This window comes from Exiguobacterium sp. H66, from assembly GCF_018618705.1.
Taxonomy (GTDB): domain Bacteria; phylum Bacillota; class Bacilli; order Exiguobacteriales; family Exiguobacteriaceae; genus Exiguobacterium_A; species Exiguobacterium_A oxidotolerans.
This window is the reverse complement of the sequence record NZ_JACSMQ010000001.1, coordinates 487044-512498: the sequence shown is the minus strand read 5'-3', so window position 1 is coordinate 512498 and position 25455 is coordinate 487044. Positions and strand designations below refer to the sequence as shown.

The 25455-nt window shown below is 46.1% G+C and carries 24 protein-coding genes and 1 other RNA gene; 23 read left to right on the top strand and 2 right to left on the bottom strand.

Features of this window, described 5'->3' with window-relative positions; all coding sequences use genetic code 11:
- Positions 1-96 precede the first annotated feature (96 nt).
- From KNP88_RS02640 to KNP88_RS02625, 4 genes are all read left to right on the top strand, one after another.
- A complete protein-coding gene (locus tag KNP88_RS02640; RefSeq protein WP_088837516.1) occupies positions 97-681 on the top strand; it encodes a DNA-3-methyladenine glycosylase in 585 nt (194 codons plus the stop codon).
- A gap of 308 nt (positions 682-989) precedes the next feature.
- Positions 990-2177, top strand: coding sequence for a DASH family cryptochrome (locus KNP88_RS02635; RefSeq protein WP_214892179.1), 1188 nt, complete (start codon positions 990-992; stop codon positions 2175-2177).
- A gap of 82 nt (positions 2178-2259) precedes the next feature.
- Positions 2260-2449, top strand: a non-coding RNA gene (gene ssrS, locus KNP88_RS02630) — 6S RNA.
- A gap of 109 nt (positions 2450-2558) precedes the next feature.
- The gene (locus KNP88_RS02625) at positions 2559-3323 is read left to right on the top strand and encodes a tRNA threonylcarbamoyladenosine dehydratase (RefSeq protein WP_088837514.1); all 765 of its coding nucleotides are present in this window, start codon (positions 2559-2561) and stop codon (positions 3321-3323) included.
- Between the two features lie 41 nt (positions 3324-3364).
- Here KNP88_RS02625 and KNP88_RS02620 read toward each other — a convergent pair whose 3' ends face one another.
- The gene (locus KNP88_RS02620) at positions 3365-4678 is read right to left on the bottom strand and encodes a replication-associated recombination protein A (RefSeq protein ID WP_214807270.1); all 1314 of its coding nucleotides are present in this window, start codon (positions 4676-4678) and stop codon (positions 3365-3367) included.
- Between the two features lie 67 nt (positions 4679-4745).
- Between KNP88_RS02620 and cymR the strand changes: the two genes are divergently transcribed.
- The 4 genes from cymR to KNP88_RS02600 are packed head-to-tail and all read left to right on the top strand — an operon-like array spanning position 4746 to position 8104.
- The gene (gene cymR, locus KNP88_RS02615; RefSeq protein WP_088838504.1) at positions 4746-5153 is read left to right on the top strand and encodes a cysteine metabolism transcriptional regulator CymR; all 408 of its coding nucleotides are present in this window, start codon (positions 4746-4748) and stop codon (positions 5151-5153) included.
- 13 nt (positions 5154-5166) lie between these two features.
- Positions 5167-6297 carry a cysteine desulfurase family protein gene (locus KNP88_RS02610; protein ID WP_214766468.1) on the top strand — a complete coding sequence of 377 codons (1131 nt, stop codon included), beginning with the start codon at positions 5167-5169 and terminating at the stop codon, positions 6295-6297.
- A 12-nt stretch (positions 6298-6309) separates the two neighbouring features.
- Complete coding sequence (mnmA, locus tag KNP88_RS02605) at positions 6310-7434, top strand: tRNA 2-thiouridine(34) synthase MnmA (protein WP_029331022.1); 1125 nt, start codon at positions 6310-6312, stop codon at positions 7432-7434.
- Positions 7388-8104 carry a tetratricopeptide repeat protein gene (locus tag KNP88_RS02600; protein ID WP_235195163.1) on the top strand — a complete coding sequence of 239 codons (717 nt, stop codon included), beginning with the start codon at positions 7388-7390 and terminating at the stop codon, positions 8102-8104. The genes mnmA and KNP88_RS02600 overlap by 47 nt, the downstream gene beginning before the upstream one ends.
- A 216-nt stretch (positions 8105-8320) precedes the next feature.
- Here the strand turns inward: KNP88_RS02600 and KNP88_RS02595 are convergent, their stop codons facing one another.
- Positions 8321-8869, bottom strand: coding sequence for a VOC family protein (locus KNP88_RS02595; RefSeq protein ID WP_214892177.1), 549 nt, complete (start codon positions 8867-8869; stop codon positions 8321-8323).
- Between the two features lie 122 nt (positions 8870-8991).
- On the opposite strand from KNP88_RS02595, the gene recD2 reads away from it, so the two are divergent.
- From recD2 to KNP88_RS02520, 15 genes are all read left to right on the top strand, one after another.
- Positions 8992-11217 (top strand): SF1B family DNA helicase RecD2, encoded by a 2226-nt coding sequence (gene recD2 / locus KNP88_RS02590; RefSeq protein ID WP_088837510.1) that lies wholly within the window; start codon positions 8992-8994, stop codon positions 11215-11217.
- 331 nt (positions 11218-11548) lie between these two features.
- Positions 11549-14191: an alanine--tRNA ligase gene (alaS, locus tag KNP88_RS02585; RefSeq protein WP_214766464.1), complete on the top strand. Its 2643-nt coding sequence runs from the start codon at positions 11549-11551 to the stop codon at positions 14189-14191.
- Positions 14192-14225: 34 nt separating this feature from the next.
- Positions 14226-14495, top strand: coding sequence for an IreB family regulatory phosphoprotein (locus tag KNP88_RS02580; protein ID WP_029331017.1), 270 nt, complete (start codon positions 14226-14228; stop codon positions 14493-14495).
- The gene (ruvX, locus tag KNP88_RS02575) at positions 14492-14914 is read left to right on the top strand and encodes a Holliday junction resolvase RuvX (protein WP_029331016.1); all 423 of its coding nucleotides are present in this window, start codon (positions 14492-14494) and stop codon (positions 14912-14914) included. The genes KNP88_RS02580 and ruvX overlap by 4 nt, the downstream gene beginning before the upstream one ends.
- A 13-nt stretch (positions 14915-14927) precedes the next feature.
- Positions 14928-15215, top strand: a complete 288-nt coding sequence (locus KNP88_RS02570; RefSeq protein ID WP_029331015.1) for a DUF1292 domain-containing protein — start codon at positions 14928-14930, stop codon at positions 15213-15215.
- Entirely contained in the window at positions 15199-15495 is a 297-nt protein-coding gene (locus tag KNP88_RS02565) for a DUF1292 domain-containing protein (protein ID WP_235195162.1), read from the top strand. The genes KNP88_RS02570 and KNP88_RS02565 overlap by 17 nt, the downstream gene beginning before the upstream one ends.
- A 79-nt stretch (positions 15496-15574) precedes the next feature.
- Complete coding sequence (gene mltG, locus KNP88_RS02560; RefSeq protein WP_214892175.1) at positions 15575-16723, top strand: endolytic transglycosylase MltG; 1149 nt, start codon at positions 15575-15577, stop codon at positions 16721-16723.
- Positions 16724-16794: 71 nt separating this feature from the next.
- Entirely contained in the window at positions 16795-17436 is a 642-nt protein-coding gene (locus tag KNP88_RS02555) for an O-methyltransferase (protein ID WP_029331012.1), read from the top strand.
- Positions 17437-17452: 16 nt separating this feature from the next.
- The gene (udk, locus tag KNP88_RS02550) at positions 17453-18100 is read left to right on the top strand and encodes a uridine kinase (RefSeq protein ID WP_214766460.1); all 648 of its coding nucleotides are present in this window, start codon (positions 17453-17455) and stop codon (positions 18098-18100) included.
- Positions 18101-18156: 56 nt separating this feature from the next.
- Positions 18157-18630, top strand: a complete 474-nt coding sequence (gene greA / locus KNP88_RS02545) for a transcription elongation factor GreA (protein WP_088837506.1) — start codon at positions 18157-18159, stop codon at positions 18628-18630.
- Between the two features lie 53 nt (positions 18631-18683).
- Positions 18684-19391: a 5'-methylthioadenosine/S-adenosylhomocysteine nucleosidase gene (gene mtnN, locus KNP88_RS02540; protein ID WP_029331009.1), complete on the top strand. Its 708-nt coding sequence runs from the start codon at positions 18684-18686 to the stop codon at positions 19389-19391.
- Between the two features lie 107 nt (positions 19392-19498).
- A complete protein-coding gene (locus KNP88_RS02535) occupies positions 19499-20443 on the top strand; it encodes a beta-ketoacyl-ACP synthase III (protein ID WP_214892173.1) in 945 nt (314 codons plus the stop codon).
- Position 20444: 1 nt separating this feature from the next.
- Positions 20445-21686, top strand: coding sequence for a beta-ketoacyl-ACP synthase II (gene fabF, locus KNP88_RS02530; RefSeq protein ID WP_088837503.1), 1242 nt, complete (start codon positions 20445-20447; stop codon positions 21684-21686).
- Positions 21687-22015: 329 nt separating this feature from the next.
- A complete protein-coding gene (locus KNP88_RS02525; RefSeq protein WP_214892171.1) occupies positions 22016-23563 on the top strand; it encodes a peptide ABC transporter substrate-binding protein in 1548 nt (515 codons plus the stop codon).
- 208 nt (positions 23564-23771) lie between these two features.
- The gene (locus KNP88_RS02520; RefSeq protein ID WP_214892169.1) at positions 23772-25415 is read left to right on the top strand and encodes a peptide ABC transporter substrate-binding protein; all 1644 of its coding nucleotides are present in this window, start codon (positions 23772-23774) and stop codon (positions 25413-25415) included.
- Positions 25416-25455: the final 40 nt, after the last annotated feature.

Here is a 25455-nt window from a genome sequence, read left to right as displayed (position 1 = left end):
TTGGAAGGGAGTCTGTTTCTTTTAGTTGAATTGGTTTTGACTAATTCAAGATTCTGATTTCCGTAAGAGTGATTGGAAGAATAGGAGGGGGCAGCAATGGAACGGAGTTTTTTTGAACGATCGCCGCTTGAGGTCGGCAAAGACTTGATTGGAAGTGTCCTGACGGTTGATGACGTCACGATGCGAATCGTCGAGGTCGAAGCGTATCTCGGACCGTACGATCAAGCTGCACATTCTTACAGTGGCCGCCCGACGAAACGGACGGCACCGATGTTCGGTGAAGCGGGGCATCTCTATGTCTACTTCACCTATGGCATGCATCATTGCTTAAATTTCGTCTGTGGAGACGTCGGACAAGGGTATGCCGTTTTACTGCGTGGGGCGGAAATCATCTCAGGTCATGAGATCATCGCCTACCGTCGATTTAATAGATCGTATCACGAACTGACAAAAGCCCAACTCAAAAACTTAGTCAACGGACCGGCGAAGCTTTGTCAGGCCTTCGGGTTAACGACTGCTGAGTCGGGAGAAGATTTGTATCAAGAACGGTTTCGACTCGTTGCGGGTCAAGCCGGACAAATCATCGAGACGACACGAGTCGGGATTCCGAATGCCGGTGAAGCGACACACTATCCGTGGCGGTTTTATGAAGAGGGAAGTCTTGGTGTCAGTAAAAAATGACAACAAAAAAGACGCGAGGGACGATGAAGTCCGTCGCGTCTTGACGTTTTATTTAGGAGTATTCGTCGTTTTTTTAGATTGTTGTTGTTTATAAAACTTATAGACGATTGGTCCAACTGTCGTCGCGAGCGTGATTAACGTTCTTAATTTTCCTTTTTTAGCCATCTGCCTGTCACTCCTTACACCGTTTTGTATTAATTATATTCCACGAAAACAAAAAGCTGAAACCTTTTCGGCATATTGCAGAGTAGGCGAATCACGAAATCCTTGAGATGATGAAACTAGACGAGTGGAGAGGAGACGAGATGATGAGTGGAATCGTATGGTACCGTGCTGATTTACGTGTCGATGATCACGAAGCCTTAGCACAGGCACGGCAGGCACATTCAACGGTCAAAGCTGTTTTTGTTCAACAACCGTTAATTACGAGACGATTTGAACGGGGACATGCTCAACTGAAATTCGAGCGTGAAACGTTACAGACGCTTCAGGAAGAGTTAGAACGACTCGGAATCGAGTTAACGATTTTAACCGGGGACGTCAGCGAACAGTTGGGACGGTTTATGAAGCCGGGAGACGTCGTTTATTTTCATCGAATGACAGGGTATTACGAGTTAATTGATGAGCAGGCAGTGCTTGCACAATTCACGGCACGCATCTATGAAACACAGACGTTGTACCGCCGTGAACAAATCGGTAGCGATAAATTGGCGCATGTCTTTTCGGCCTTTCGAAAGAAAGTCGAGCGGTCGGGTCATTTTGAACAACCAATCGCGCTTGAATACCCTACGGCTGCTATTACGTTACCCGCTTATGACTCAGATGCTGCGTTTCCCTTTGAAGGAGGCGAGATGACGGGGAAAGCAAGATTAAAGGCGTATTTGGAAGGACCCGTTTTTACGTATAAGGAAACACGGAATGGTTTCGGTCGGGATGATTCCTCCAAATTATCGGCCTGGTTAGCGAACGGTTCCTTATCCCCACGCCGGGTCATGGCAGAACTTCAAAACGCGGAAAGACGCCATGGTGCTAATGAATCGACATACTGGTTGTATTTCGAGTTACTTTGGCGCGACTTTTTTCATTTCACGATGCGTGAGACAAAGAACCGATTATTTCTTGCACACGGATTAGGAGAAGGGAGTAAAGTCTGGTCGACGGACGAGTCAATCATTTCGATGTGGATCGAAGGACGAACCGGGCAACCGTTCGTAGATGCCTTCATGCATGAATTTCGAGAAACAGGATGGATGTCGAATCGTGGGCGGCAAATTACTGCGAGTTATTTGATTCATGAGCTTGGACAGGACTGGCGCGTCGGGGCGTCATACTTTGAAAGCCAACTGATCGATTATAACGTCGCTTCAAATTACGGTAACTGGGCTTATATCGCAGGTGTCGGAAACGCGACTCGAATTCCACGCTTCAATCCTACTTTTCAGCAGCAAATGTATGATCCGACAGGCGCCTTCACGAAGCGTTGGACATCACGCTGAGCTGTTAAAAAAATATCATTTTTTTAGAAGCAGATTGAGTTGCAATTCGGTTAGGGGAATGCTATATTAAATGCAACAGATGGGGTTCCTGAGATGTACGAGAGCCGCCTTTTATCTTTGAGCCACTCTTTTTTGATAGGGAGTTTGACGTTCCAACTAGTAGTACATGCCTCGTAACACAGCAGGAGGACGTACGAATAGGAATCGGATAAGACACCCACCTGCACAGCAGGTTCAAAAATAAGGTATCGACACGGCACTTCGGGTCCCATCGTCTTTTTATTAAAATTAAAAAACGTTTTAAAAAAGACACGTCGCATGACGTTTTTTTTTATGATATAATTCCGAGTAAAACAGTATGAGAATTGTGAGGTTAGAGAAATGTTGCATCAATTTTCACGTAATGAATTAGCAATCGGTAAGACGGGACTTGAAGCATTGGCATCAAAGTCTGTCGCTATCTTAGGAATTGGCGGCGTCGGATCGTTTTCAGCAGAAGCACTGGCACGGAGTGGTGTCGGACGATTGATTCTCGTCGATAAAGATGACATCGATATCACGAACGTCAACCGGCAAATCCATGCCTTGCTCCCGACCGTCGGACAGCCGAAAGTCGATGCGATGGCAGATCGTTTGATGTTGATTAATCCCGACATTGAAATCGTCCGTCTGAAGATGTTTTACAATGAAGAAACGTACGAATCCTTTTTTGAACAACAACCGGACTATGTCATCGATGCATCAGATACTGTCTCGTTCAAGATTCATTTAATTAAAGAGTGTAAACGACGAAACATTCCAATCATCTCGAGTATGGGGATGGCAAATAAAATGGATCCGACACGGATTAAGATCGTTGACATCAAAGACACGACATATGATCCGTTAGCGAAAGTCATTCGGACACGTTTACGCAAGGAAGGGATCCATAAAGGGGTTCCTGTCGTCTTCTCGGATGAACCACCTGTCAAAATCATCGAAGAAGTGCGTCAAGTCGTCGGAAATGACGAAGCGGTTATTCGAAAAGCGAAGATGCCCCCAAGTTCGAACGCATTCGTTCCGTCAGTCGGTGGTTTGATTGCAGCAAGTCACGTCATCAATGAGATCGTTCGCGAAGCAGGCGTTACGATCGAACGCGTCCGTTAAAAAAAGCGACCACTTCGGTCGCTTTTTCGCATCTTGAATGGTTACGGCTGTTTTTTCCAAAACTCGAGTCGGGCTTGGAGTTGTTTCTCAAAACCACGTGGGCTCGGCTCGTAAAAGACCGGTTTTGTCCGCGCTAAGTTTTCCGGCCAATAGCTTTGTTTCACGTAAGCATGAGGAAACTGGTGCGGGTATTGATAAGCGACACCATTTCCGAGTGCTTCTGCACCGGGATGATGGGCGTCACGAAGATGCGGTGGGACCGGTCCACCATCCGAACGTCGTACGAGAGCGAGCGCCTTGTCGATTGCTGTGATGACGGTATTTGATTTAGGTGCCGTCGCCAAATACAATACGGTTTCAGCGAGCGGAATCCGTGCTTCCGGAAAACCGACGTATTCACACGCGCGAGCACAAGCGTCGACAATCAACAGGGCTTGTGGATCCGATAGCCCGATGTCTTCTGCGGCATGGACGTACAATCGTCTGACGATGAAGCGAGGACTTTCGCCCGCTTCAATCATGACGGCGAGCCAATATAATGCTGCGTCGGGATCGGATCCACGGATTGATTTAATGAAAGCCGAGATGACATCATAATGGCGGTCGCCGTCTTTATCGTATTTCAATGCTTTTTGCTGAATCGATTCTTCCGCGACGGCGAGGTCAATCGTGATTTCACCGTCGACTTCCGGAGTCGTCAAGACGGCGAGCTCGAGTGCATTTAGCAAGGCGCGATAGTCGCCGTCGGATAGTTTAACGTAATGATCAATCGCTTCTTCTGTAATCGAAATCGGATATTTTCCGAGACCGCGGTCTTTATCGGCTAACGTTCGGTTAAGCACGACACGTAAATCGTCTGCCGTCGGTGGTTCGAACCGAAAGACGGTCGCCCGAGAGAGTAAAGCGGCGTTGACCTCGAAGCTTGGATTTTCCGTCGTCGCTCCGATTAAGGTGATCGTACCTGCTTCAAGAGCAGGGAGCAACGCGTCTTGCTGCATTTTATTAAAACGATGGATTTCATCTAAAAAGAGAATTGTTTTTTGATCATCAAACTGCAAACGAGACTCCGCCGCCTTTAAGACGTCGCGTAATTGATCGAGTTTTGCGGTGACGGCATTCAACTGTTCAAAAGCCGACTTCGTGTAACTCGAGATGACGCGTGCGAGTGTCGTTTTCCCTGTTCCTGGTGGACCATAAAAAATGACCGTCCCGAGCCGATCGGCAAGGATAGCGCGACGTAAGAGGGTCGTCTCTCCAATTAAATGCCGTTGACCAACGATTTCGTCCAGTGACTGAGGACGCATCCGGTTGGCGAGCGGTCCAGCAGGATATTTTGATTCAAATAAATTAGCCATAGGTAGCGTTCCTTCTTTCCACGTGGATTCAGCTCCTACTATACTAGAAAGGATGTTATTTCGCATGATGAAAATCTCGACGAAAGGCCGGTATGGTCTGACAATCATGATCGCACTCGCTAAAGGAGGCGAACAAAAGCCGCTATCCTTAAAGAAAATTGCCCAGATGTATAATCTGTCGGAGCATTATTTGGAACAATTGATTGCCCCGCTCCGAAATGGCGGTCTGGTCAAAAGTGTCCGTGGCGCTTACGGCGGTTATAAGTTAGGGCGTAAAGCGGAAGAAATCACGGCCGGCGATATCATTCGTTTGCTTGAAGGACCACTCGTCGTTGTCGAAGGGGACAATTCTGATGAAGTGACGAAACGAAAGTTATGGGATAAAATCCAAAGTGCAGTCGATCAAGTACTGGATTCGACGACATTAAAGGATTTAGCGGAAGACGATGATACTGGATATATGTTCTATATATGAAAGGTGAGACGAAATGATGTATTTTGATCATGCGGCGACAACGCCGATGCACCCTGATGTACTCCAAACAATGACTCCATATATGCTCGAGCAATTCGGGAATCCGTCGAGCGTTCACGCGTTCGGTCGTTCCGGCCGGGCGGCGATTGACGCGGCACGTCGGACAATCGCGAGTGAACTGAATGCCAAACCGAATGAAATCATCTTCACGGCGGGGGGAACGGAGTCGGATAACTATGCGATTTTGGGTGCCGCGATGAAACATCAAGACAAGGGACAGCATGTCATCACGACACGCTTCGAACACCATGCCGTCCTGCGTGCGTTCGAAGAACTCGAAAAACGTGGGTTTGACGTGACGTATTTAGAAGTGCCGGAGTCGGGCGTCGTCACGGTCGACGCACTCGCGGCAGCGCTTCGCCCGGATACGATTCTTGTTTCGGTCATGTTCGGAAACAATGAAGTCGGGACACTGCAACCAATCAAGGAAATGGGCCAGTTATTAAACAAACAAAACATTCTCTTTCATACGGATGCGGTCCAAGTCTTTGGCAAGCTGAGTCTCGACGTCGAAGCATGTCATATTGACCTATTATCGGCATCAAGTCATAAAATCAATGGACCAAAAGGTGTCGGGATGCTCTACGTCCGAACAGGCGTCCAGTTAGAAGTGCAGTCGTACGGTGGCGAACAAGAACGGAAGCGTCGCGCGGGAACAGAAAACGTCGCTGGAATCGTCGGTTTCGCAAAAGCCGTTCAATTGATCGTAGCAGAACGTGACATACTGAAAGCCCAGTCGGAAGACTTGCGTCGCCTATTACTCAATCGTCTCGAGGCTAGTTCGATTTCCTATGAACAAAATGGGCATCCAGGACTGCCGCATATCGTCAATCTCTATTTCCCGCGTGTCGAGATTGAACCGTTTTTAATCATGCTCGATATGCGCGGAATTGCCGTCTCGAGCGGGAGTGCCTGTACGGCAGGTTCCATTGAACCATCTCACGTGTTGTCCGCGATGTACGGTGAAAATGACCGGACGCGGCAATCGGTCCGAATTAGTTTCGGCCGTGGAAATGATGCCGGGCAAGTCGAACTACTCGCACAAGGATTGATAGATGTCGTAAAATCGTTTCAGAACAAATAAGAGGTGAAAGCAATGAATACAAGAGCAAAAGCGCCAAGTGAGACGACAGTCGTCGTCGGAATGTCTGGCGGCGTCGACTCGTCCGTCACAGCACACTTGCTGAAAGAACAAGGGTACAACGTCATCGGAATCTTCATGAAAAACTGGGATGATACGGATGAAGACGGTTTTTGTACAGCGACGGAAGACTATGAAGATGTGATCGCGGTCGCCAATCAAATCGGCATTCCGTACTATGCAGTCAACTTCGAAAAAGAATACTGGGACAAAGTCTTCACGTATTTCTTGAATGAATATAAACTGGGTCGGACACCGAATCCGGATGTCATGTGTAACAAGGAAATCAAGTTCAAAGCGTTTCTTGATCACGCCATGCGTCTCGGGGCGGATTTTGTCGCGACAGGTCATTACGCGCGTGCGGTCTATGAAGACGGGGAACACAAGTTACTCCGTGGGGTCGATACGAATAAAGACCAAACGTACTTCTTGAACCAACTGTCACAAGACCAAATTGCGAAAGCGATGTTCCCGATCGGTCACATGGAAAAGTCAGAAGTCCGGAAAATCGCGGAAGAAGCGAACTTGGCGACGGCGAAGAAAAAAGATTCGACCGGTATCTGTTTTATCGGGGAACGGAACTTTAAACAATTCCTCAGCCAATACCTCCCGGCACAACCAGGCGAAATGCGGACACTCGACGGAAAAGTCATGGGACGTCACGATGGTTTGATGTATTACACGATGGGACAGCGTCATGGGTTAGGGATTGGTGGAGACGGAGAGCCTTGGTTCGTTGTTGGAAAAAATCTTGCGGATAACGTCTTGTTTGTTGATCAAGGCTTCCATAATGAACTGCTCTACTCGGAAGGATTATATGCGTCGGACATCAGCTGGACGGCACCACTTAAAGTCGGCGATACATTCCGCTGCACGGCGAAGTTCCGCTACCGTCAAGAAGACTCAGGCGTGACTGTCCGCTTGCTTGAAAATGGACGTCTTGATGTTGCCTTTGACGAACGCCAACGGGCAATTACACCAGGACAAGCCGTCGTCTTTTATGATGGTGATGTCTGCTTAGGTGGCGCAACGATTGACGAAGCGTACAAAGCGGGCGAACGTCTTACGTATCTTGCATAAGGGAGAGAACACGATGAATTATAACGAAGTAGGATTCAGACATTTAGAAGCGGGAAATTACGAACTGGCTGCGCAAGCCTTCAACGATGCGATTGAAGAAAACCCGAATGATCCGACGGCATATGTCAACTTGGGAACGTTGCTTCAATCGATGGATGATGCAGACCGGGCATTACGCTTTTATGAAAAGGCGCTGACAATTGACCCGACGTTCGCCAGTGCCCACTATGCAAAAGGGGCATTGTTCTTTGCGGCAGAGCAACTGGTCGAGGCAGAAGATGCCTTACGGCTCGCCTTACTCCATGGACTTGATGATGCCGATCTACACTTCATGCTTGGTCTGACGTATCAAAAGCTCGGCGATCCTGTCCGGGGAATTCCTCGCTTGAAACAAGCGACGGAATTGAACGGGGTGGACGTCGAAATTGCTTTCCAATACGGCCTTGCGCTCGCACAAAACGAACAGATTGAAGAAGCGGCAGAAATTTTCGAGCAAGTCCTGTTGTTAGAAGAAACGCACACGGACGCACGCTATAACTATGCGATTGCCCTTGCATTTCTTGGTCAGCAAGAAGCGTGTTATACGGAGCTCGAGACGGTTCTTGAATATCAACCGAATCATACGCTCGCGCAAGATGCGAAAGCGAAAATGGATTCTTTGTTGAAATAAGGTCAATGAATGGGTCTGACGCATAAGTCAGACCAGCATCAAGCCGTGTGACGGATGTTTCCGTCCTTCAACAATCAAATGGCCGATGATCCCACTTTTCAAGGGACCATCGGCCATTTTTGTGCAATTTTTTATTGTTCAAGAGGGTTTAATCCTTGCCTGTGTCATGCGACCGCTTTAAAGCGCGTTCCGTCTCTGTTCGTTTTGAAGATTGCGTTAGTTTCCGACTTCACGTACGACGCGTTGCGGCGGACCAGAAAAGTCTTCGTACGCCTCGTCCATATTTTTTGTATAGAGCTCAATCACATTTTGTTCAGTATCTTTAAAATAAGCGGAGTATTCTTTATCATTCGAAGTTTCTTGTTCATCCCATTCTCGAATCTTAACGGCAATATCTGCTTCCCGTAAGACGTTCAGAGCGTCCTCGAATCGGTTTTTTTCAATGTAAAAGGCGCAGTGGACGTGAGTCCCTCCTTCATCATAAAGCGAATCCCACTTCGTGACCGGTAGATTTTTCACAGTCCGTTCCTCGAATGTGAAATCTCGTTTGAGCCAGAGTCCAAGTCGCGTGTTTCCGCCAATATAGAGCCATGTCGCCCAAACGCCGTCTTGCGTCGCTTGTTCTTTACTTGGTTCCGCGTCATCTGGTGCCCATTGCTCGACAATCGGTATTCCGAGCGTCCCATGCCAAAAGTTGACAGCGCGTTCCATATCCTCTACTTCAAGTACTAATTCACATAAACCAGCAATTGGTAATCGTCCCACATGCTTCTCCTCCAATTCAATTTTTAGTTCAAGTTCACTTTCCCTGATTTTAAATCGATTAAACGAGTGCTATGATGATGAGAGCGTAGTAAATCGTAGTCTTTTAGAAAGTAGGTGGAGTGATGGAGCACCCTCATCAAGTCGTCGGTCGTGTTAAACGTGTGCTCTTCTCCTCCGAAGAAGAAGCGCATTCCATCGTATTGGTGGCTGTTAAGGAAAAAAACTTTGAATTGAAAGAAACTGAACTCGTCGTGACGGGAACGGGAGTCGGGATTGAACTTGGCGGTACGTATCAGGCGTTTGGCCGTTTAGTGGACCATCCACGGTTTGGTAAACAATTAAAGGCAGAATTAATTCGCCGTTCTGTCCCGATGACGAAGCATGCCGCTGTCCGCTTTTTGACGAATGGATCGTTTACCGGCATTGGTCCGAAAACAGCGAAAAATATCGTCGAGGCACTTGGCGAGGATGCGATTGATGTCATCTTAAAAGATAGCCGTGCCCTCGATCGTGTGCCTGGACTTAAACAAAAACAAGCTGACGTCATCTTCAGTCGACTGGCAACGCTCTATGGCGTTGATCAATTGATGTTGTTTTTGGCACCGTTCGACGTCACGCCGAAACTTGCAGCTAAAATTTATGCGGCGTACGAAGGGGATGCGATGGCGCGGATTCGTGAAAACCCGTATTCCTTGATGTACGAAGTGAGCGGGATCGGTTTTAAGACGGCCGATCAAATTGCCTCCCATCTCGGATTGATTGGTCTTCACCCGGAACGCGTTGCAGCGTCCGTCATGCACATACTTGAGCAAGAGGCAGGGGAAGGACATGCTTTTGCGACAATTGATTCATTGTTGCAGCGGGCACCCCGCCTGCTAGGCGAAGACCCAGGAGAACGACTCGAACAGGCAATCGAGTTGTTGTTGACAGAAGATAAAGTAAAACTCGAAGAAGGCTGTCTGTATCTGCCGACGATTTATTATGCGGAAGTCAGGGCGGCAAAAGAGCTGGCACGCGTCATGGCGAATGGAGCAGAGCAAGAAGTCGATGTCGCGACGATCTTAACGGCAATCGGTCAGCTCGAAGAACGTTTCGGGATGGAATATGCGACGCAACAACGAGAAGCGATTGAACTGGCCGTCAAAGCACCATTGATGGTCTTGACCGGTGGACCGGGAACCGGTAAAACGACGGTCATCAAAGGAATCTTACATGCCTTACAAGAAATCCACGATTGGCCGCTCGAAAAAAGTCAAGTCAAATCAGGTGATGTGTATCCGTACGTTCTCGTCGCACCGACCGGGCGTGCTGCAAAACGATTGTCGGAAGCGACCGATGTTCCGGCGATGACAATTCATCGGCTGTTGAAATACGACGGCTCAAATTTTCAATTGAATGAAGATCAACCAATCACCGGAAAAGTGTTGATCATCGATGAATCATCGATGATTGATATCTACCTCTTGTCGAGTCTCCTTCGCGCCGTACCGAACGGGATGAAAATCTTGTTCGTTGGTGACCGGGATCAACTGCCGTCGGTCGGTCCGGGACAAGTTTTGGCTGATTTAATGGATACGGACGGGATTCCGGTCGTACGACTCAATGTCGTACACCGTCAAGCGGAGGATTCGTCGATTTTACGATTGGCTCATGATTTGAAAAATCGGGTCACATCAGCTGATTTATTGGCACCGTTATCGGACCGCCGTTTTTATTCACTTGCTCCGCAGGAATCATTACGCGGGATTGCCGCCTTCGCTGAAAAAGCGTTAGCAAAAGGCTACTCGAAGTTCGACGTCCAAGTCCTCGCCCCGACATATCGCGGACAAGTCGGGATTGATGAACTCAATCTCGCGCTGCAAAATGTCTACAATCCGGAAGCACCGAAAAAACGGGAAGTGAAGCAAGGGAATCGGCTGTACCGGAGTGGAGATAAGATTCTTCAGCTCGTCAACAATGCGGAAGAAAATGTCTACAATGGTGATATCGGCGAAATCGTCAACATCTTTTTTGCGAAAGAAAACGTCGATAAAGTCGATAAAATTATCGCGCGGTTCGACCAGACGGAAGTCGAATACAATCGCAGTGACTGGGACCAATTCACACATGCCTATGCAATCACGATCCATAAAGCCCAAGGGTCGGAGTTTCCGATCGTTCTGATGCCGGTCTTCTTTACGGGCGCCTTTAAGCATTCGAGAAACTTAATTTATACGGCCGTGACCCGTGCGAAAACAAGTTTGTTGTTATTCGGAGATCCACGCGCCTTTCACAAGGCATCACAAGAAGAAGAACCACGTCGACGGACGCGGTTGATTGAACGTCTGGGTGGTGCGACAAAGACTTGACGGAATACGTTGGATAGGTAATAATCACGTTAGATGAATGGACGCAAAACGTTGATAGAAGATAAGTAGAGTGATGCAATCATGACGAAGAGAGAGATGGATTTGCTGCAACCATCTCCATGATGAATCATTTGAAGCTCCTTCTTGAGTCGAGTGAAAACACTTGCGGTTAATCCCCGTTATTGGATTTTTCGAGGTAACATCCGTAACAGAGGATGTTGCGAACGAGGGTGGTACCACGAGAGCGATGCTTTCGTCCCTTTCCTAGGGGATGATGCATCGTTTTTTTTGCGTTCAGGATGAACTTATTAATTAATTGGGGGTATTTTCGATGAAACCATTAAAACCGTTGACTGGCGCACAAATCCGTCAGATGTATCTCGACTTTTTCCAATCGAAAGGTCACGCTGTGGAACCGAGTGCTTCTCTCGTACCAGTGGAAGATCCAACATTGCTTTGGATTAACTCAGGTGTCGCGACATTAAAAAAATATTTTGATGGACGTGTCATCCCAGACAATCCACGAATCGTCAATGCACAAAAATCGATCCGGACGAACGATATCGAAAACGTCGGTAAAACGGCACGTCATCATACGTTTTTTGAAATGCTCGGTAACTTTTCAGTCGGTGATTACTTCCGTGAAGATGCGATCAAATGGGGCTGGGAACTCTTAACGAGTGACGAGTGGTACGGTCTAGATCCAGAGTACTTGTCTGTTACGATCCATCCGGAAGACGATGCGGCACGCCAAATCTGGCTTGAGCTCGGTGTTCCGGCTGAACGAATCATTCCGCTCGAAGATAACTTCTGGGAAATCGGTGAAGGTCCATCTGGTCCGAACACGGAAATTTTCTTTGATCGTGGTCCAGACTTCGGTGACGACCCGAACGATTCAGAACTCTACCCGGGTGGCGAAAATGAACGTTATCTTGAAATTTGGAACATCGTTTTCAGTCAGTACAACCACGATGGAAACGGGAACTACACAGAACTTCCACGCAAAAACATTGATACAGGAATGGGTCTCGAACGGATGGCAAGTGTCTTACAAAACGTGCCGACGAACTTCGATACGGACTTGTTCATGCCGATCATCCATAAGACGGAAGAAATGAGTGGTAAAAAATACCGTGATGACGCGAAGCTGGATGTAGCATTCAAAGTCATCGCTGATCATATCCGAACAGTTTCGTTTGCGATTGGCGACGGCGCATTGCCATCGAACGAAGGACGCGGGTATGTCCTCCGTCGTTTACTTCGCCGGGCAGTCCGCTATGCGAAGATGCTTGGAATCGAACGTCCGTTCATGTACGAGCTCGTGGATACGGTCGGTGGCGTCATGGTTGACTTTTACCCACAAGTTCCAGAGAAGGCGGACTTCATCAAACGTGTCATCAAGAATGAAGAAGAACGTTTCCATGAAACATTACAAGATGGTCTCGCGATTTTAAATACGGTCGCTCAGACGGCTAAAAATAATGGGGAGCATACGATTAGTGGGGAAGATGCATTCCGTCTTTACGACACGTACGGTTTCCCACTCGAATTGACAGTCGAATATGCAGAAGATCATCAAATGGCAGTTGACGAAGAAGGCTTCAAACGGGCGATGGATGAGCAACGTAAGCGGGCCCGTGCGGCACGTGAAGATGGCGGATCGATGCAACAGCAATCTGAAGTTCTTGCGACATTGACGGTACCAAGCCGGTTCGTCGGTTATACGGATGTGAAGACGGATGCAACGATCGTCGCATTGCTTCATGATGGAGAACATGTCACGGAAGTCGCGGCAGGCGAACAGGCACAAGTCATTTTAGACATCACGCCGTTTTATGCGGAGAGCGGTGGTGAAGTCGCGGATACAGGAACGATTGAAGGAAAAGATTTCGTCTTAGACGTCAAAGACGTACAAAAAGCACCGAACGGTCAAAACTTGCATACGGTCATCGTTCGGACGGGGATTGCACTCGCGGACGCTTCAGTCATCGCAGAAGTCGAAGGCGCAGCACGTAAAGCCATTACGAAAAACCATACAGCAACACACTTGTTGCATAAAGCACTAAAAGATACACTCGGCACGCACGTCAATCAAGCAGGATCACTCGTGTCAGCAGATCGTCTCCGTTTTGACTTCTCTCACTTTGGTGCAGTCACGGCAGATGAACTGAAAACGATTGAACAGGATGTCAATCAGGCAATCTGGGCATCGCTGGCTGTCGATATCGAAGAAATGAACATCGCCGATGCAAAAGCAAAAGGGGCAATGGCACTGTTCGGTGAAAAATATGGTGAAACGGTCCGCGTCGTATCGGCAGGAACGTATTCAATCGAATTATGTGGCGGGATCCACGTCAAGAACACGGCGGAAATCGGTCTTTTCAAAATTGTTTCTGAATCAGGTATCGGTGCTGGTACACGTCGGATTGAAGCGGTCACAGGAGCTGGTGCATATCGTGTCATGAATGCGCATCTTGAGACGCTCGAACAAGCAGCACGTGTCCTGAAGACGAAAACGACGGAAGTTCCGAGTCGAATCGAAGCGTTACAAGTTCAATTACGTGAGACAGAACGCGCAAACGAATCACTCCAAGCAAAACTTTCGAATATCGAAGCAGCATCACTTAAAGATGACGTTGAACTGATCAATGGTGTCCAAGTCCTTTCGAAACGTGTCGATGTGTCTGATATGGATGCATTACGTGGGATGATGGATGAATTGAAAGGTTCACTCGAGTCAGCAATCATCGTCCTCGGCAGTGCGCAAGGCGACAAAGTGAACCTCGTCGCAAGCGTCTCAAAAGACTTGATTGACCAAGGCTATCATGCCGGGAAGCTGATTAAAGAAGTTGCGACACGTTGCGGCGGCGGTGGCGGTGGACGCCCGGATATGGCCCAAGCAGGTGGGAAAGATGCTTCGAAATTAAATGAAGCGTTGGCGTATGCTTCACATTATGCGCAATCACTGGCATAATAGAAAAGTAGTGTAAATGAAAGAGGTGATTAACGTGAGTCAGATGGATCAAACGATGAAATTTAATTTTCCGGAAGACGATAGTAAAGCAGCGACACGGGAAGTGTTGTTGACGGTCTATCACGCTTTGGAAGAGAAAGGATATCATCCAATTAATCAGATCGTCGGATATCTTCTATCTGGGGATCCTGCTTACATTCCTCGTCATAATGATGCACGTAATCTAATCCGTAAGATTGAACGAGATGAATTGCTTGAAGAACTCGTCAAATCCTATCTGTCGGAGAGTGGAGACAAAAAATGAAGCGTGCGATCGGACTCGATGTCGGTTCGAAGACGATTGGAGTCGCGGTGAGTGATTTGATGGGCTGGACGGCGCAAGGCGTCGAGACCGTCAAATGGACAGAACCCGATTATCCTGTCGCCTTCAAGCGACTAGAGGCAATCATTAAAGAGTACGGTGTCGAAATCATCGTCATCGGACATCCGAAAAACATGAACGGTTCGATTGGTCCGCGAGCAGAAGCAAGTGAAGCGTTCGCGCGTGAAATCGAATCAGCGACAGGACTTTCAACAGTTCTCGTCGATGAGCGTCTAACGACGATGCAGGCAGAGCGTATGTTGATCGACGCAGATGTCAGTCGAAAAAAACGAAAACAAGTCATCGATAAGATGGCGGCAGTCATGATCCTACAATCGTATTTGGATCGGGCGAACCGGTAAAGGAGGAAATGAGATGTCTGAAGAAAAGCGCCAGTATCTCTTTCCGGATGAAGACGGTGGCGAACATCTTTTCGAAGAATGGTACCGTTATGTCAGCGAGCGAACAGGGAAAACGTATCTGTTCCTCGAAATGATAGGGAATCCAGAAGATGGCGCAGATGATTTAATCATCTGTGAGATTGATGAGTATGGAGAAGGCGACGATGATTTTGAACTGAGCCTGATCGATGAAAATGATGAGCAGACTTGGGATGAACTCGAGACTGCATTAAAGGAGCGGATGAATGATGCAACAGAATGAACCAACACGTTACGTAATTCCAGATGGTGAAGGTAATGATTTCGAATTTATGGAGCGGTTACGTTATGAGAGCCCACGCTCAAACAAAACGTATATCTTCCTCGAACCAGTCGGTGCTGACTACGACAACGCGGAAGAAGTCGACATCTTCGTTTACGAACTAGACGAGTATGGCGACGGAGACAATGACTTCAATCTTGTTCCGATCGAAGAAGATGACACGGAAACGTGGGATGAAATCGAAGAAGTCTTCAATACATTAGAAGACGAGCTTGAATAACCGACTCGTGTATAAGGTGATGTCGAAGGAGCAATGCTCTTTCGAGGTCACCTTGTTTTAAGAGAAAAAGGAGGAACCGATGGAGAACGAATGGAAGCACAATGCTGAAATCGAAAACAAGCGCCGCCGGACATCACGCCGGATTACGCTCATCATCCTTTCAGTGTTATTCACGATTTTCTTAGTAGCAGGTGCGGCAATCTATATCTTTTTAAAAAATTCACTCGAACCCGTCAACGCGGACGCAACAAAATCCGTTAAAGTCGAAATTCCGTTAGGTGCTGGAACAAGTACGATTTCAAATATCCTAAAGGACAAAGAATTGATTGCAAATGAAACGATTTTCCGCTATTACGTTCGCTATAAGAATGAATCGTCATTCCAAGCGGGAACGTACACGCTGACGCAAGCGATGACACCGGACGAAATCATCAATAAGTTGAAAACCGGTAAAGTCATGAAAGCAGCAGATGTCAAGATGACGATTCCTGAAGGGATTACGATGGATCGGCAAATCGCCGTGATTGCAAAAGCAACGGGCTTTAAGCAAGAGGCTGTTCGTAAAGCACTGACGGATCAAACGTACATCAACAGTTTGATTGAAAAGTATCCGATGTTAACGGATGAAGTGAAACAAAAAGGAGTACTCTACTCCCTTGAAGGTTACTTGTTCCCGGCGACGTATGAATTTGATAAAGGGAAAAACATCAATCAAATTGCTGAGACGATGCTTGACGAGATGGAAAAAATTTATGATGCAAATGCAAATGCGATTAAAGAATCAGGAATGACATTCCATGAAGTCCTCAGTCTTGGATCGATGGTTGAACGTGAAGCGGCAACAGCGAAAGATCGCCGTGAAATCGCTGGCGTTTTCAAAAATCGTCTTGATGATGGTATGAAACTTCAGTCGGATCCAACAGTCTGGTATGGTACGGGGGAAAACACGGCATTAACGACATTGAAGGATCTTGAGAATAACTCGAAATACAATACGTATAAATATGAGGGAATTCCAATCGGTCCGATTTCAACAGTCAGTAAAGACTCCGTCCTTGCCGTACTCAATCCGAATAAAACAAAGTATGTTTATTTCTTTGCTCGGCCACCGAGTGAAAAAAATCCAAAAGGACAGATTCTTTACGAAGAGACGTATGAAGAACATCAACGTAATGTCGTAAAGTATAAACCGGAATGGGTTGAATACGAAGCAAGTAAAGAGCAATGAGCATCGGGTTGGTTTGGGACGAGTATTTTCGTTCCAGGTCAACCTGTTTATGCGGAGAAGGAGTAGTTCGAATGAATGAGTTTACAGCGTATGTCGAAGCAATGATTAAGCCACGTGATTCGCTACTCGAAGAGATGGAAGCATATGCTAAGGAACATCACATCCCAATCATTGAGTTGACGGGGTCAGAAGTGTTATTATCGTTGCTGACGCTACAACAACCAAAGCGAATACTCGAACTAGGGACGGCAATTGGATATAGCGCGATTCGAATGGCACGTGCATTGCCAAACGCACGCATCACGACGGTCGAACGAAATGCAAAACGGTATGAAGAAGCAAAAGCATTCATCGCCCGGTCAGATGTCGCGGACCGAATTGACATCGTTTTTGCAGATGCAGTAGAATTAGCCGAAACCCTTGACCAAGAGTTCGATGCAATCTTCATCGATGCGGCGAAAGGGCAGTATAAAAAATTCTTCAACGGTTATGGGCGGCTTGTGCCAATAGGCGGGATTTTATACACGGATAATCTATTTTTACATGGTGATGTCTTAGAAACAGATCCAAAAACGTTTGATCGAAGACGACGACGACTCGTCCGTCTCGTCAAGGAATTCACAGTCTGGATGATGGAACAAGAACAATACGATACGACGATTTTTCCACTCGGAGACGGTGTTTCCGTAAGTCGAAAAATCAAGTCGGAATGATGGAGGAACAAAATCAATGCAAAAACCGGTTGTAATTGGCGTTGCTGGAGGTACGGGATCAGGAAAGACGACAGTCGCACGCTCACTCGTCGCAGCTTTCCCGAGCGAATCGATCGTCATGATCGAGCAAGATGCTTACTATAAAGATCAAAGTACACTCTCGATGGAAGAAAGATATCAAACAAATTATGACCATCCGTTTGCATTTGATAATGATTTGCTGATTAACCACATCAAATCGTTACGTGAAAACATTGCGGTCGAAAAACCTGTTTATGATTACGTTGCGCATACGCGAGCGGAGGAGACGATCAAACTCGATCCACGTGATGTTATCATCGTCGAAGGAATCTTAGCGCTTGAAGATGAGCGTTTACGGGAATTGATGGATATTAAAGTGTTTGTCGATACGGATGCGGACGTACGGATTTTACGACGGATGCAACGTGATATCAACGAACGTGGTCGATCAATCGACTCGGTCGTCGAGCAGTATACGAATGTCGTCCGTCCGATGCATCTTCAGTTTTGTGAGCCGACAAAACGCTATGCAGATATCATCGTTCCGGAAGGCGGAGAGAATCATGTCGCGATTGATCTCCTCGTAACGAAGATTCGTGCCATACTCGATTATCGAACAGCACTTGATGAAAGAGGATATTGATTCCAAAAAAGATGTGAATATACTATACTAGTGGAATAAAAAGGAGCGTGACAAAAATGGCAGAAAAACAGTATTATATGACGCTTGACGGTAAAGCAAAAATTGAGAACGAGTTAAACGAACTGAAGTCAGTCCGCCGTAAAGAAGTAGTTGAAAATATTAAGATTGCCCGATCTTTCGGAGACTTGTCTGAGAACGCAGAATATGATTCAGCGAAAGAAGAACAAGCGATGGTCGAAGGACGAATTGCACAACTTGAGGAAATGCTACGTAACGTAGCAATTATTTCTGAAGAAGAAAAGGATATTTCGGTCGTTAGTATCGGAACGACGGTCACATTCTTGATTCTTGAAGATGATGAAGAAGAAACGTACACGATTGTCGGAAGTGCAGAAGCGGATCCGTTCACAGGTAAAATCTCGAACGAATCACCAATCGCTAAAAGCTTACTCGGACATAGTGTAGGTGAGAAAGTATCGGTACAGGCTCCAGGTGGAGATTTCGCTGTAAAAATTACATCGATTAAATAAATAAAACGATGAAGCCGGAGCAATCCGGCTTTCTGTATGATGGAGGAATGAGTATGCCAATCGCTATCATTGGAGCAATGGAAGAAGAGGTCAACTTACTTCGGAATGAACTTTCTGAACGAAAAGACACGATGATTGCTAACTATCATTTTTATGAAGGTTTATTGAACAGTGTGCCAGTCGTCATCTTGAAATCAGGCATCGGGAAAGTGAATGCTGCGATTGGGACGACATTGTTACTGGATCATTTTAAACCCAGTGCCGTCATCAATACGGGTTCTGCTGGTGGATTTAAGGCAGGGCTGACTGTCGGTGACGTCGTCGTCTCGACAGAAGTCCGTCATCATGATGTCGACGTGACAGCATTCGGATATGAATATGGACAAGTACCGGGTATGCCAGCTGCTTACGTGGCAGACGAAAAACTTGTCGCGACAGCTGAAGCCGTCATCGAACGGATGGAGTCGATTAATGTCGTTCACGGTCTAATCGTGACAGGAGATTCCTTCATTCATGATACAGAGCGCTCGACACTCATTAAAAAGAACTTCCCGGACGTCGCAGCAGTTGAAATGGAAGCAGCACCGATCGCACAAGTCTGTCATCAATTCGATGTTCCTTTCGTCGTAACACGTTCGATCTCGGATAGTGCAGATGAGGAAGCTTCACTCTCATTTGATGAATTTTTAGAAATTGCGTCGATTAACTCTGCGAAGATGGTCATGGAAGTTGTACGAACGCTAGCAGATTCAGAAGCGTAAGGTGGACGGAGGAGGGCCCTGATTAAAGGGACCCTTCTTTTTTCTTTGACAAAAAAGGATTAACGCTTTATATTAGTACCAGATACTAATACTAAAGGAGCGACCACATGAATATCGGGATTGTAGGACTAGGGACGTCATTACCAGAACGTCGAATTACAAATGATGATTTAGCGAAAACGCTTGATACGAGCGATGAATGGATTCGGACACGAACGGGAATCGGTGCAAGACGGATTGCAACAGACGAAGTCGATGTAACGGATTTAGCGACAGAGGCCGCTAAACAAGCATTGATCGATGCGGACCTAACAGCAGACGATATCGGATTGATTGTCGTCGGGACAGCGACGGGACGTGCCTTTCCTTCAACAGCCTGTATCGTTCAGGAACGGTTAGGGGCGCTAGGCGCGACGGCATTTGATATTAGTGCTGCCTGCAGCGGCTTCATTTTCGCTCTTCAAACAGCATCAAGCATGATGGAGGCAACGAACTCTAAATATGCGCTTGTCATTGGGGCAGAAAAAATGTCGAGCATCGTCGACTGGTCAGACCGGTCGACAGCAATTTTATTTGGGGATGGTGCGGGTGCAGTCGTCCTCGGACCAACAGAACAGCAAGGGTTGAATGCGTTTGAACTCGGAACGGATGGGCGAGGGGCGCATCTGTTGTTTAAAGAGTTGGATGGGCCAATTGAAATGAACGGACGAGAAGTGTTTAAATTTGCCGTTCGAAAATTACCAGAGATTGTCGATAAAGTCATTCAAAAAGCGAACGGATCGTTGGAATCACTTGACTTATTGATTCCGCACCAAGCAAACTTACGGATTATCGACGCGGCACGCGAACGATTAGGCATCGATGAAAAGAAAGTCATCGTCACGATTGATGAACATGCAAATACATCAGCGGCTTCGATACCGTTGGCTTTAGAAGAAGCGCGGCGTCAAGGGCGACTACAGCCGGGAACGACACTTGTTCTCGCAGGATTTGGTGCCGGATTGACTTGGGGAGCTTCTTACATTACTTGGACTAAAGGGGAGAACATATAAGATGACGAGAAAACGAGTAGTAGTTACTGGTATGGGTGCACTAACACCGATTGGAAATGATGTGGATACATTTTGGAATGCATTAAAAGCAGGTGAAAACGGGATTCGTCCGATGGAGCGACTTGATATCGATGAGTATCCAACAAAAGTGACGGGTGAGTTACAAGGGTTTGATATTACGGAATTCATCGAAGCAAAAGAAGCACGCAAGATGGATCGATTTGTTCACTATTCACTGGTTGCAAGCATGGAAGCTGTCAAAGATGCAGGACTTGATGTCAAGTCGAATGCTGAACGTACAGGCGTATGGATTGGTTCAGGGATTGGTGGCGTTGAGACGATTGAAAAACAAGCGAAAATCTATTTTGAGCGCGGACATCGTCGTGTCAGCCCGTTCTTCATTCCAATGATGATTCCGAATATGGCTAGTGGTCAAGTTTCGATTTATACAGGAGCGAAAGGTCCAAATAACTGTTCTGTCACTGCCTGTGCTTCAGGTACGAATGCAATCGGTGAAGCGTTACGCGTAATCGAACGTGGTGATGCGGATGTCATGATTGCCGGTGGGGCGGAAGCACCAATCACGAACTTAGCGTTCGCCGGTTTTTGTGCGAACAAAGCGATGTCGACAAATCATGACCCGAATACAGCGAGTCGTCCATTCGATGAGGGACGCGATGGATTTGTCATGGGAGAAGGGGCAGGCATTCTCGTCCTTGAAGAATACGATCACGCGATTGCTCGTGGAGCAAAAATCTACGCAGAGGTCAGTGGATACGGTCTGACTGCAGATGCGTATCATATTACTGCTCCAGATCCAGATGGTGATGGAGGCGCACGTGCGATGGCGATGGCGATTCAAGATGCGAACATCGAGCCAACTGCTGTTCAATACATCAATGCGCATGGTACGAGTACGCCAATGAATGATGTTTTGGAAACGAAAGCCATTCATACGGTCTTCGGAGAACATGCAGCGAAACTCGCTGTGAACTCGACGAAATCAATGATCGGTCATTTACTCGGTGGTGCGGGTGGCGTCGAAGCGATTGCAACAATCAAGTCGTTGCAAGAACAAACGGTTCACCCGACGATTCATCTCGAACAACCAAGCGAAGGCTGTAATTTAGATTACGTTCGTGAAGGTAGCAGAGCATGGGACGTCGAGTATGCAGTAAGCAATTCGCTTGGTTTTGGTGGGCACAATGCATCACTCGTCTTTAAGCGGTACCAGCAAGCATGATTCTTGAAGGATTGCGCTCTAAACCGCCTGCATGACCGGTTTTCCGTCACAGTATTATCTAAAAAGTGTCATATTTCGTTGACCCCTACGGGAAAAATTGCGTGTTTAACGCACTTTCAGGGGCAGGAAAGACCCTGCTCGTGTCCGTGAGGACCAAGGAGCAACAGCTTGCGCCTCGCCCGAGGAAAGCAACGAAAAAAATGCTTTATCTCTTGATAACACTTTGTCTACAGCCTGGAGCGACCTACTGTCAATAAGACAGTAAGGTCGCTTTTTTGGTTGAATTCTGTTTGAATAATAGAGTCACTTTAAAATAAAAGGGGAAAAATATGTCTAAGCAATTTAAACTGTTTGTTTTAATGTTTTTAGTAATCGGAGTAATCATTAGTGGATTCGTTGTGTTTCAACAAAACACGACAGAGGAAGCCTCTACAAAAAAGCAACAACAGCATATGACAATCATTGAGTCATCGATGCCACGAGTACCGGATATTGCACAGGCAACAGATAATCGTTCACAAACGTTGCTTGCACAATTATATGAAGGACTATTTGTGTTTACTGGCGGTCCATCTGTCCGAAAAGGTCTCGCCCGAACGATGACTGTTTCGGATGACGGCTTGACGTATACGATTGAACTAAAAGAAACAAAGTTCGATGACGGTACACCAGTCGAAGCGCAAGATTTTGTTGATAGTTTTCAACGTGTTGCTTCAAATGAGACAAATTCACCATATGGTTTTTTATTCGAAGTTTTTAAAAATGGACGGCAAGTCAATGATGGCGAACTCCCACCGAATAAACTTGGTGTTAGAGCAGCAGGGAAATCAACGCTAATTATTGAATTAAATCAGCCGGTTTCGGATCTATCACAATTACTGGCCATGTCTGTCTTCTATCCTCAACCTGAAGTAAGCGAATGGTCGGATTTGAATGAAAATGGTCCATTTAAAATGGGTGAGATGAAAAAGGCATCCTACATGCTCGAAAAAAATGATCACTATCATCAAGCGACTGTCGTTCAGCTCGATACCGTCAAAAGTATCACCGCTAAAAGTATGTCAGATCAGGTGACAGCGTATCGAAATGATCAAGCAGACATGTTGCCACTAATTGAAGGATTTGATACGAATCTTTTGATGGGTGACGAGCCTACTTATCAAAAAAGTCGGAGCGGGGTCTTTTATCTAGCCTTTAATATGAACGATTCATTGTTTAAAAGTCGAAATGCCCGCCAAGCCATCTCTTCTACACTGATGAATCAACAAACATTGAACTTGCCACTCGGATTATCAGGGAAACCGACGAATCGTTTTGTAGTAACGGCGAGTGACTGGATTTCTCCGCATCAAGAGCAAACAACGACAAAGTGGAAACAGGCGACTAAGAAAAAAGTGAAGGTTGAATTGTTGAATTTTGATGATCAAAAAGCGTTAGAGCTAGGGAAAACAATTGAAAAAATTCTCGAAAAGCAGCTACCTGGAATCGATATTGTGACTAAAAATGTAGATATCGAAGATAAAATACGCCTTGAACAATCTGGCGATTTTTCCATGACGCTGACAGGCTGGATGCCTGACTACCCAGGTCCTCTCGCCTATTTAAATCAATTCGTATCAGATAATCCATTGAATAAAGTAAATTACAATTCAAAAGAATATGACAAATTGATTAAAGAAACAAGAAATGTAAAGACAGTAAAAGAAAAAACTTCAGGTTATCGAACTGCTGAAAAAAAATTGATTGAAAAAGATGCGGTCATCATTCCACTTTATCAGACAACGGAAAACATGTTGGTAAAAGAAGGGATAAACGGCTTGACAGTGCCAATTTATGGACCTGAATACTTGCTTCGAACAGTAAAGAAATCGAATTGATTAATTAAGGAAGGACATGGGATGCACTCATGTCCTTCTTGTTTTTTTGAAAAAATATTTAGAAAAATCGGATAAAAGCTTTGCAAAATTATCAGAACATTGTAAACTATTTGTAACGGAGAGTTTTGTTCGGCCAAAAAGGACTACTTTTTTTCGGGCAAAAACTTTAGATTACTAGCTTTGGAAATTTTAGGGGGGTCATCGTATCATGAAAAAGAAAAGTTTTGCACTCGCTACCTCAGTAGCGCTCGTATCAAGCGCATTCCTTGCTGCTTGTTCGACGACTGATTCAAATGATTCATCGGGCGATAACGGTTCGGACAAAAAATCAAGTGAGCAGACGCTTAACCTGATCGAAAGCGCGGATATCCCGACGCTTAACCCAACAACTTCTACGGACGCTGTTTCTTTCAACGTCTTGAACAACACGATGGAAGGTCTTTACCGTTTGGATGACAAGCAACAGCCAACACCAGGTATTGCAGAAAGCCATACGGTTTCTGACGACAAATTGACGTACACGTTCAAGCTACGTGATGCTAACTGGTCTGATGGTACACCAATCACTGCAAAAGACTTCGAGTACGCTTGGAAAGAAGTGCTTAACCCAGAAAACGCATCGCAATATGCGTACGTATTCTACAACATCGAAGGTGCTGAAGAATACAACACGAAAAAAGGCGAGCGTGACGCGGTAGGCGTTAAAGCAGTTGATGATAAAACGTTCGAAGTAAAATTAAAATCACCTGCAGATTATTTCCTCGGATTGACTGGATTCGGTCCATTCATGCCGAAATCGGAAGAACTTTCGAAAGAAATCGGTAAGGGCTTCGGTACGACAGCTGACAAATCACTTTACAATGGACCATTCAAGTTAACGGAATGGACACGTGAACAAGGCTGGAAAATGGTTAAAAACGATAACTACTGGGATAAAGATAGCGTCAAATTGGACACGATCAATGTTAAGGTCGTAAAAGAAATTTCGACTGCTGTTAACCTTTACGAAAAAGGGACAATCGACCGTACAGGTCTTTCATCTGAATTCGTAGCTCAGTATCAAGATAATAAAGAATTCCAAACTAAAGGTGAATCAACAATCTTCTACCTTTACTTGAATACGAAAGTTAAAGCACTCGAAAATGAAAAAATTCGCCGTGCAATCGATATGGGATATAACAAAAAAGGCATCACGGATGTCATCCTTGCAAACGGATCACTTCCAGCAAACTATCTTGTACCAAAAGACTTCGCGAAAGATGCTGACGGAAAAGACTTCCGTGAAAAGTATCCAACATTCAACGAGTTCAATGCGGATGAAGCGAAAAAACTTTGGGAAGAGGGCTTAAAAGAAATCGGCAAAGATTCAGTCGAACTTGAGCTTCTTAACTATGATAGTGATGATGCGAAGAAAATCGGTGAATTCTTGAAAGGCGAGCTTGAGAAGAACCTTCCAGGTATGAAAGTCACAATCAAGCAACAACCGTTCAAAAACAAACTTGATCTTGAAAACAAAGGCGACTTCGAGTTCTCATTCGCAGGCTGGGGTCCTGACTATCAAGATCCAATGACGTTCCTCGATCTCTTCTTGACTGATGGACCATATAACCGTGGTGACTGGTCAGATCCAGAGTACGACAAACTCGTCAAAGATGCACAAACACAAACGGATGCAGCAAAACGTTGGTCTGAGCTTCAAGAAGCAGAGAAAATCCTTCTTGATTCTGCGGGAATCTCACCTGTTTATCAACGTGGACGTGCGTTCCTCGTTAAACCATACGTAAAAGGTATTGTCGAGCATAACTTCGGCGCAGACTTCTCTTACAAATGGGCTTCAATCGAAGGTAAATAAAATGTCAAGAGAGCGTCTCTATTGTAGAGATGCTCTCTTT